A 9,992-nucleotide genomic window follows, 5' to 3' on the forward strand; every position below is an offset into this window, starting at 1 on the left:
ACGTGACCAGTACTGGTAACTGATATCAACCAGTACTACTTCGCGCTGCGACCAGTACTGGTCAGACGAGTGACCAGTACTGGTTACTTTTTACCCTTCGAGAAGGCGCATAGGCAAAGGGCTGGTGAAGGGGAGCGAAGGAACATCGGGGAGCGGGTCGTCGGCAGGTCGTTGGTGGGGCTTTGTGGGGTGGTTTGCGGGGCAAAATGGGCGGTAAGGGCGCACTTACCAAAATATTTTCGGAAATAAACCATAGGTGTGGATAAATTTCTGTAATTTTGTATCGCAAGATGTTCCCCTCACCAAGGGGCTATCATCCAGCAACAGAGAGATTCAGTAAAATCAGTTTAACGAAACGAATAATAAAGATGATTAAAGTAGGTATCAACGGCTTCGGACGTATCGGCCGTTTTGTCTTCCGTGCTGCCCAGAAGCGTAGCGACATCGAGATCGTAGGTATCAACGACCTCCTCGATGCAGAGTACATGGCATACATGCTCAAGTATGACACGATGCATGGCCGCTTCGACGGTACGGTCGAAGTCAAGGATGGTCACCTCGTGGTCAACGGTAAGACGATCCGCGTCACCGCCGAAAAGAACCCCGCTGACCTCAAGTGGAACGAAATCGGTGCTGAGTACGTCGTCGAATCAACGGGTCTCTTCCTCTCTAAGGACAAGGCTCAGGGTCACATCGACGCAGGTGCAAAGTACGTCGTCATGTCTGCTCCTTCTAAGGACGACACGCCTATGTTCGTCTGCGGTGTCAACACCGACAAGTACGTCAAGGGCACGCAGTTCGTATCTAACGCTTCTTGCACGACGAACTGTCTCGCACCTCTGGCTAAGGTCCTCCACGACAACTTCGGTATCACCGACGGTCTGATGACCACGGTTCACGCTACGACGGCTACGCAGAAGACTGTCGACGGTCCTTCTGTCAAGGACTGGCGTGGTGGCCGCGCTGCTGCTGGCAACATCATCCCTTCTTCTACGGGTGCTGCTAAGGCTGTAGGTAAGGTCATCCCCGAGCTCAACGGTAAGCTCACCGGTATGAGCTTCCGCGTACCTACCCTCGACGTCTCTGTCGTTGACCTCACGGTCAACCTCGCTAAGCCTGCTACCTACGCAGAGATCTGCGAAGCTATCAAGAAGGCTTCTGAAGGCGAACTCAAGGGTATCCTCGGCTACACGGACGAAGATGTCGTATCAAGCGACTTCCTCGGTGACACGCGTACGTCTATCTTCGACGCTAAGGCTGGTATCGCTCTGACGGACAAGTTCGTCAAGCTCGTCAGCTGGTACGACAACGAAATCGGCTACTCCAACAAGGTCCTCGACCTCGTAGCTCACATGGCTAAGGTCAACGGCTAATCCCCCGACCGAGTTCATAAACCTCTTATCAGCCCCCCACTATGCCGATGGTATGGTGGGGGGCTGATGCCTTATCTATCCCTACCACCACCGCACAGACCTCGACTTAACTATGACCTTTCGCTCCTTCATGACGCGCACGCACCGCTTCCTCGGTGCGCTGATGAGCGTCCTCTTCGTGGCCTGGTTCGTCTCAGGCCTTGTCCTTATCTACCACGCCTATCCCAAGTACTCGATGGACGAGGAGCTGAAGCACAGCACCCGTCTCCCCGAGAGCTTGCCCACGACAGATAGCCTGCATGCCCTCTTCACCTCCCTCCAGCTCGACACCGTGCCGCTGGAGCGCCTGAAGATCTCTGGCGGGACGTATGCTGACAGCCGTGCGCGTCTCGTCATCCGCCCCGTAGAGGGGGAGCGCCGTGAGCTGGCCTTTGACGGTGACAGCCTACGCTCGCTCCAGCTCGACAGAGCGTATCTGGGGACCATCGCCGCACGCTGGGGGCAGCGTATCGAGCGCATCGACACCATCACGGAGCTTGACCAGTGGACGCCCTTCTCGCGCCTCACGGAGGACCTCCCCTTCTATCGTCTCCTCCTCACCGGTGGGGCAGGGCATGAGGTCTACGTCTCGAGCGTGACGGGCGACGTGCTGCAGGAGTCCACCCGCAGCGAGCGTCTCTGGGCCTGGGCTGGCGCTATCCCACACTGGATCTACTTCACCTACATCCGCTCGCGTGCCGACCTCTGGCGCTGGGTCATCATCGTCCTCGGCGCTATCGGTACGTTCATGGCGCTGACGGGCTTCTACCTCGGCATCGTGCACTACCGTAGCCGTGCGAAGAAGAAGGCGGCGAAGCTCTTCTCGCCCTTCCCCCGCAAGCGCTACCAGTGGCACCACTTCTTTGGCACCGTCGGCGGTGTGCTCATTATCGCGTGGGTGCTGACGGGCCTGCTCTCCGTCGTGCACTTCCCCCACACCGAGACGACGGACTACCCCGTGGAGCAGCTGGAGGGGCGACCGCTCGGTATGACGGACTACTGCACCGACCTCACGGCCCTGCGTCAGGCTGAGCCCGAGCTACGCGCCCTGACCTTCACCTCGCTGGGGCATATCCCTGTGCTGAAGGCCGATGGCGACGAGGCGCACTACTATGATGGTCGCTCCGTAGCACCCAAGCGCCTCAGCCTCGACAGCGCCGAGATCATCACCGAGCTCCGTACGGTCTTCGGCGAAGGGCACCACTACACGACCGAGCTGATGGACAAGTACGACACGTACTACATCAGCCGCTCTGGCAAGCTCCCCTTGCCCGTCTGGCGCATCGCCATCGACACGAAGGACCACCACACCTACTACGTCGATCCCAAGACGGGTATGTGGCGTATGTATGCGGACAATGAGCGCATCGACGCGTGGATGTTCATGAAGCTCCACCGCCTGCAGTTCGCTCCCTTGGTGAATACCCCAGGGGCATGGCCCGTCGTGATGTGGGCATTTATGCTCATCGGGCTCATCACCTCGCTGACGGGTCTGATGCTCGCCTTCGACTATGTGCGCCGCCTCCTGCGTCGTCGCGGGAAGAAGAAGCACTAAGCGCCCTCACCCACCTATATACACGTATCCCCCACGATCCGAGCGGATCGTGGGGGATACGTGCTTTTAGGAGAAGTCCTTAGCGCGGGGCTTAGAACTGGTAGCTGAGCTTGAAGCGTACCGTACGGCCAGGCATGTGGTAGCCGTCCTTCTCGGTGTAGTGCTCGTCGTAGAGGTTGTCTACGTTGACACCCAGGCCGAGGCGCTGCTTGATGGTGTAGTGCAGCGAAGCACCGAAGATCAGTGCCGAGGGGTGCTGCAGACGACTGCCCCAGTCGGGCTGCTCAGCAGCTACGCGTGCAGCGAGACCCGTGCGGATATTGGGGTAGTAGCCGAACCAGTTGTCCTCCCAGCGCTGGCCGATGTAGCGACCCGAGAGGCCGAACTGCAGGCCTTCGCGCGTGGTGAAGTCGAGGCCGAAGGTGATGTTCTGCGAGCGCACGTACTTGATAGGCGTCCAGTCGCTGGCGGCGGCGAGCTTCATCTTCGAGTGGAGAAGGAGCGTAGCGTTGGCGTAGGCCTTCAGTGAGAAGGCGTAGTCCACGAGGCTACCGAAGTCGTAGGCGGCCATCAGCTCGAGGCCGTGCATACGAGCCTTGTCGCTATTGACGAAGGTCTTCGTAGCCGTCTTGTCGGGATTGGTCGTGACCTTGTCGACGATCATATCCTTGTGGTCGGTGTAGAAGTACGTAGCGTCGAGGTCGATACCCTTCTCATAGTTGGTATAGCCGATCCCCCCGTCGATGGTCAGTGAGCTCTCGGGGCGCAGGTCACGATTCCCTACGGTCGTCGTCTTGCCGCTGGTGTACTGACCGGCCTTGCGGTAGGCGTCAGGAGCAGCGAAGGCCGTCCCAGCTGAGGCGTGCAGACGCAGGCCACGGGCGAGCTCATACTTCAGGCCGAGGTTGGGGCTGAAGACGAGGTGCTGCTCGTGCTTAGCTTCGCTATTGAGGCGGCTGTCGGCGCTGAGGTCGAAGCGCATGAGGTCGAGGCGTGCACCAGCAGAGACGATGAAGCGCTCGGTGACGCTGAGGTTCGTCTGGGCGAAGAAGCCGAGGCTGGAGGTCGAGTAGTCGGGATTGTAGCTTGCCTTCTGGGCGCCCGTAGCATCGAAGGACTTGGTCTTCGTGTCGCTCTTCTTATAGTCGGCACCGAGGGTCAGGCGGTGTGCGCCGAGGGTCATATCGTCCTGCAGGATAGCCCCGTAGTCCTGACCATTGCGGCGGTAGTTGATGATGGCACCGCTACCAGCCTTGTCGTAGTTCTGCGACACCTCGAAGGAGTAGTAGGGGCGCAGTGCGAGGCGATGGATGCCGACCTCTCCGAGGACTTCGAGCGAAGTGAGTGAGCGAGTGATGTCCTTCTGCGAGAGGCCGTAGACCCCGTAGATGCTACCGCCCGTGCGGATAGCGTCGCCGATGAAGAGGTTCTCGTAGGCATTCACCGACCAGTTAGGCGAGAAGTCATAGCCGAGGCGAAGGCTACCGGTGTAGACACCATAGGTGCTACCAGGCATCGTAGCGCCACGCGTCTCGGGGTCTACGATAGCCTTGGCGAGGCTGTTGTGACGGAGGATATCGTTGTTACCCGCCTTGTAGTTCGTGTGCTCGCTGGTGTAGCCGGCGCTGAGGTCGAAGGACAGACCCGAGACGATGCGCCCACCGAGGGCGAGCGTGCCGGCATAGTTGTCGTAGCTACCAGCCGTAGCGGAGACGCGGCCCGTGAGCTGCTCCTTGTGCTGTACAGTGACGATGTTGATGACACCGCCCATAGCATTCGTGCCATAGACCGAGGAGAAGGGACCCTTGAGGATCTCTACCTGTGCGATGTCCGAGAGGGCGATGGTGGAGATGTTCTCCGACGCCGTGGGGATCCCGTTGATGAGCACGGTGGTATAGGCCTTACCAGGCTTGAAGCCACGGATACCGACGGTGGCGTTGAAGCCAGGGTACTGGATGACGTCGACGCTGCTGTAGTTCTTCAAGAGGTCGGGCAGGCTCGTGAAGCCCGAGCGCTGGATGGTCTCGGCGCTGATGACCTCGATCTTGCTGGGCACCTTCTTCAGGGGAAGGATGGAGCGCGTACCGTAGACGAGGACCTCGTCAATGTTTGCGGTACGGAGGCTATCCGTGGTGCTTGCTGAGAGCGGGAGGGCCAGTGAGGCCGCCACGATGAGAAGCGTTAGCTTTTGTTTCATACGTTGTTTGCTTGGTTAATATACAGATGCACTGCGCTCTCCGAGGGCGGAGAGGAGTGCGGTGATAGAGTGATGCTGGGTAGTGATCCCCGTAGGAGTGCGGAGCGTCCAGCCCGCTTCGCTGATGGTGATGCTGCTGGTCTCGGGCGGTAGGTCGCCAGAGATGATGCCGTAGCCGAGGCGGTGAAGCGCACGGCACGTCCAGCTGTAGCGTAGGCCTTCGCCTGTGAGATGGATCTGCTGACCAGGCTCTTCGGCGATGGAGAATTCCCCTCGCTCCTGGTCGAAGCGCAGGCGTGGGTCGCCGAAGACACGCTCGATATCGCCATCGAGGATGAGGTCTTCGGGTGCCTTGGCCGTGATAGCTCCCGAGCGATCGAGGAGCCAGATGGTATCTGCCCAGCCGAGGGCCAGATCAAGCTCGTGCGTGGAGATGAGGATGCTCTTGCCGAGCTTGTGGGCGAGCGTGCGGAGCATCGTCGTCACCTCCAGACGGGAGGGGAGGTCGAGGTGTGCCGTGGGCTCGTCGAGGAGGATGAGTGGGGTCTCTTGTGCTAAGGCACGGGCGATCATCACGCGCTGCTTCTCGCCGTCACTCAGCGTGTCGAAGATACGCTCACGTAGCTCCGTGAGGCGGCACGTGGCGAGCGCCTCTTCGCAGATCCGCTTGTCCTCAGCACTGAGCACACCACGGAAGCCCGTATAGGGGTAGCGACCGATGGTGACGACCTCCCAGACGTCCATATTGCCTGCGGGGATGCGCTCGGTGAGCACGAGGCTCAGCTGACGGGCGACCTCCTTCATCGTGAGGCTGGAGAGGGGCTTTTCGCCCAGCTCTACTTCGCCTGCAAGGGGTGGGAGCAGGCCTGCCATGGTGTGCATGAGCGTGGACTTCCCACTGCCATTGGGGCCCATGAGCATAACAATCTCGCCTGGGCGAATGGAGAGACAGAGGTCGGGGGAGATGACGACGCTGCGGCGACGCTCCGTGTAGCCTGTGCGGAGGTGGCGGAGCTCGATCGTGAGGTGCTGTGTCTTACTTGAAGGCATCGCGCTTACGCTTATTACCCAGGACGACGAGGATGACTACGGGGGCGCCGAGGAGCGAGGTGATCGCATTGATCGGGAGGACGAACTGATGGCCTGGGGCCTGCGTCAGGAGGTCACACACGAGGAGGAGGAAGGAGCCCGAGAGGATCGTCGCTGGGACGAGGATATGGTGGTCGGCCGTACGGAAGAGTAGACGTACGAAGTGCGGGACGGCCATGCCGAGGAAGGCAATAGGCCCCGTGAAGGCCGTGATACAGCCCGTGATGATGCTGGTGATGACGATGAGTAGGCGACGTACCAGACGGATGTTCGTCCCGACGGAGCGCGCATAGTTCTCCCCGAGGCCGAGGGCATTCATCTGCTTCGGCATGAGGAGGGCCGCGATGAGCCCGACGAGGACGACGGGGAGCATGAGCTGCAGCTGGCGCCAGGTCGTGCCCGCCACGCTACCGAAGCTCCAGATGAGGTAGGTCTTCAGCGTATCTTCGTCACTGAAGTACTGTAGGATGGAGATGACGCTCGAGGCGAGGAAGCCGATCATCACCCCGACGATGAGCACCGAGACGATGTCGTGCAGACGGCTCGAGACGGCGGAGATCATCAGGAGGACGCTGAGTGCGCCGATGCAGGCAGCGAGGATGATGCCCCACGTGTCCGCCACGCCTGCCGTAGAGAGGAGCGAGGGGAAGAGCGTGTAAGCCATCGTATAGATCGCTACGCCCACGCCTGCACCGCTATTGATCCCGAGGATCGAGGTATCGGCCAGGGGGTTACGGAAGAGCGTCTGCATCTGCAGGCCTGCGATAGAGATCCCTGCGCCAGCGATGAGTGAGGTGAGCGCCTTCGGCAGGCGGAAGTTCAGGACGACGTAGCTCGTCGTCGTATGCTCACCGTGGCCGAGGAGCGTGTCGATGACGTCGCTTGCAGGCAGAGAGACGCTGCCCCACATGATGTCGAGCACGAAGGCCACGACGATGCCGAGCGAGATGAGGAGGAAGAGGATCGTGTGACGTGCGCGCATGGGCTACTGTAGCTTGACCCAGTAGGTCGTCTCGTAGTCGGGGAGGAGGTGCGGACGTGTGATCTTGATGAGGTCCTTCAGGATGAGGTGCGGGTTGTAGGGTCCACTTTCCCAGTAGTCATTACCCCCGTACTCATTGACGCGCTTGCGGTCGATCCAGACGTTGCCCGCCTTAGCTGCGTCAAAGTGCTGGTAGCGCTCGTTCATCGAGAGGAAGTCCTTCAGGGTGATGTCCTTGCCGACCATCATGCTGAGCCATACGGGAGCATGGCGGTGACGGCTGAAGACGTATTCGAAGCTCATGGGCTTATTCGTCACCTGCCCAGGGATGAAGTCATACTTGATGTGTGCGTCGGTGAGCATCGAGGTGACGTAGGAGTATTCGCCAGGGACGTACCACGAGCCTTTGTAGTCCTGCCCGTAGAGGATGGGGAGGAAGTCGGGCTCTTGCGCAGCGATCTTCTTGGCCTCGAGGTACTCACGCTCAATGCGCTGGAAGGTCTCTTCGGCACGGACATTGCGCCCGAAGAGCATCCCGATGAACTTCATCCACTCGGCACGCCCGAGGAGACTCTGCTCCTTCCAGTTATTGAAGAAGACGATCTCGATGCCGGAGGCGCGGATGTCCTCGTCCTTGGCATCGGACTCCTGCAGGCCCTGCATGATGATCTCGGGGTGGGTGGCGATGATCTGCTCGACATTGCGCCCCATACCACGGCCGATCTCGGCGATCTCGCCACGGCGCGTGCGCTCGGCGAGGATGCTGTCATTGATGTTGCGTGGGTCGCTGCATGCTACGAGGACGTCACGCAGGTCGAGGAGCGTCAGTGCGCCGATCTCCGTCGTGGAGAGCGTACCCATGGTGCGCACGGGTACAGCGATGAAGCGTGCGCCAGGGGCGGTCACCTCGGGCTTATGGTCGCGGGGGTAGAGGATGTAGCGGGCGAGGGTGTCGGGCTCGTCGGGGGTGAAGATAAACACCTCCTTGTAGCCAGGATGGTTGGCTACTTGGATGCCCTTGGCATGGTCGAAGTGCACGGCATGTGCGAAGTCCGCACTATCGGCGACGATGCTATCTGTGGCAGCCGTACGCTGGCTGGAGTGTCCTGTGCAGCTCCCCAAGAGCATGAGGAGGCACGCAAGGAGAAGTAAAGGCTTGGTCATGCGTAATTACATTAGGATAGGTGTGCCTCCAAAGAGGCACGAGGAACTGAAATTCCCGCTACAAAGGTACAAGAAGAATACGGCTTCTTCCGCTTGAGCGGCTACCTTGTCTGAATAGAGTACTCCCTAAAAATGGTTTGGGATGTAAACAACGAGCTCAGTAGCATTAGCCACTGAGCTCGTTGAGGGGGATGCTGAGACCTTTTCTTGTGTAGAAGTTATTTCCCCTGCTTGAGAATACGCCTACGATACCAGCTGATGAGGTTGAAGTATGTGCGGTTAAGTGCCGATACAGCGGGGTGTGAAGTTGCTATAAGTGGAGTGACGTTTTGGCGATAGTTAGATAGCCCTTTGAGTTGTACAGGAGTATAGGCTATCCCGAGATCATGAGCAAAACTTACCTCACGCCAATTGAGAGAATCCTTCCCGAGGCTTCCATCCTCCTGCATCCTTTTTGCGACAAGAGTATAGAGTACGGGACCAGTGAGCCATAGCGTCCCGGAGAACCCTGTGTTATGGATATATGGATTATATGTATCAATATTACGCATCACCTCAAGGATGACCTCACGGAGAAATGGATGTCCAGGCGCAGCAATGATCACGCCCATGATATATTCACCTCTTGGAATAGACTCTAAGCCCTCCAAATGCCCCCATCCTTCATGTTCCTCTCCTGGTAAATTATCCCAATGAGAGAGCAGCAGTTGGTCACTCTCCAGGATCGTCTCTCTAAAGGGCTTAGATACAGAAATTTTGAGGTCCGTATATATACCACCTTCTTTATAGAGGATGAGATATCGCAAGAAGTCTGCTCGTACAGCTCCATAACTTGGATCTATGCGGAGATAATAGTTCCAAACGATATCACCGTAGTTCTCCCGAATAAATGGCTCGACGAACTGATTGTCCACCATCGTAATCTCATATTCAGGATTCAATTCACGAAGCGTTTGCTCTGTCTGTATCGCAATTTCAGGGAGAGGAACCTTCTTTGTGCCTTGGGTAATGAAGATGCGCCAAATATGCTTGGGGATACTCTGACCTTCTGGGAAGGTTGGGAGGATAGAGTCGTAATCTTGACGAGCCTTACCTTGAGATAGGCGAGAGAGAATCGATGTGATAGGATTCATTTGTCTTATTGGTTATTAAGCCCCTATCAGGGACTATCAGCGGGTTGAGAATCTGGAGCAAAGGTAGCGATATATAAATAAAGTAAAGGAGCCCTGAAGGTGTGATTATGAGCCCCCCCCCTTCGAGAGGATATATTTTCTTTCGTAATAGTTAGCCCGAGGTATTCCCTATCCAGTGCAAGAGCTATCCGCTACGATGATGGGGGAGCGAGCTATATTGCCTTTTCCCCCGAAGAGTAGGAGAAAAACAGCCGTCCCCGTAGTGCTATAAGTCGGCTCCTATATAGCTTTTCCTTCGTCTTGGTGCGTGGATTTATAATCTCTGCACGTACATCCTATCATCCACGTGCGTAGTCCTAAGAACTACGTGCGTGGACAAAGCTTTAGACGTAGTGCTACGCAGCTTTTTCTCGTAGAGCTCGGGGCATTTTCTCGAAGAAGAAGTACAGCTATCATATAA

General features: G+C 57.9%; 7 protein-coding genes. 2 read left to right on the forward strand and 5 right to left on the reverse strand.

From position 1 onward, the window contains the following. Positions 1-368 precede the first annotated feature (368 nt). Together gap and HMPREF1323_RS07650 are read left to right on the forward strand one after the other, a co-directional pair. Positions 369-1,373 (forward strand): type I glyceraldehyde-3-phosphate dehydrogenase, encoded by a 1,005-nt coding sequence (gap, locus tag HMPREF1323_RS07645; RefSeq protein ID WP_009433587.1) that lies wholly within the window; start codon positions 369-371, stop codon positions 1,371-1,373. A gap of 112 nt (positions 1,374-1,485) precedes the next feature. Continuing rightward, a complete protein-coding gene (locus HMPREF1323_RS07650) occupies positions 1,486-2,967 on the forward strand; it encodes a PepSY domain-containing protein (protein WP_009433582.1) in 1,482 nt (493 codons plus the stop codon). 91 nt (positions 2,968-3,058) lie between these two features. Here the strand turns inward: HMPREF1323_RS07650 and HMPREF1323_RS07655 are convergent, their stop codons facing one another. The 5 genes from HMPREF1323_RS07655 to HMPREF1323_RS07675 all read right to left on the reverse strand — a co-directional run bounded on the left by HMPREF1323_RS07655 (position 3,059) and on the right by HMPREF1323_RS07675 (position 9,532). After that, positions 3,059-5,164: a TonB-dependent receptor domain-containing protein gene (locus HMPREF1323_RS07655; RefSeq protein WP_009433584.1), complete on the reverse strand. Its 2,106-nt coding sequence runs from the start codon at positions 5,162-5,164 to the stop codon at positions 3,059-3,061. Positions 5,165-5,179: 15 nt separating this feature from the next. Further along, positions 5,180-6,214: an ABC transporter ATP-binding protein gene (locus HMPREF1323_RS07660; RefSeq protein WP_009433588.1), complete on the reverse strand. Its 1,035-nt coding sequence runs from the start codon at positions 6,212-6,214 to the stop codon at positions 5,180-5,182. Continuing rightward, entirely contained in the window at positions 6,201-7,235 is a 1,035-nt protein-coding gene (locus HMPREF1323_RS07665; protein WP_009433585.1) for a FecCD family ABC transporter permease, read from the reverse strand. The genes HMPREF1323_RS07660 and HMPREF1323_RS07665 overlap by 14 nt, the downstream gene beginning before the upstream one ends. A gap of 3 nt (positions 7,236-7,238) precedes the next feature. Further along, complete coding sequence (locus HMPREF1323_RS07670; RefSeq protein WP_009433583.1) at positions 7,239-8,399, reverse strand: ABC transporter substrate-binding protein; 1,161 nt, start codon at positions 8,397-8,399, stop codon at positions 7,239-7,241. Between the two features lie 218 nt (positions 8,400-8,617). Beyond that, positions 8,618-9,532, reverse strand: a complete 915-nt coding sequence (locus HMPREF1323_RS07675; protein ID WP_009433586.1) for a glycosyltransferase family 32 protein — start codon at positions 9,530-9,532, stop codon at positions 8,618-8,620. Between the last annotated feature and the right edge of the window lie 460 nt (positions 9,533-9,992).

The organism is Porphyromonas sp. oral taxon 279 str. F0450, assembly GCF_000292995.1.
GTDB classification, from domain to species: domain Bacteria; phylum Bacteroidota; class Bacteroidia; order Bacteroidales; family Porphyromonadaceae; genus Porphyromonas; species Porphyromonas pasteri.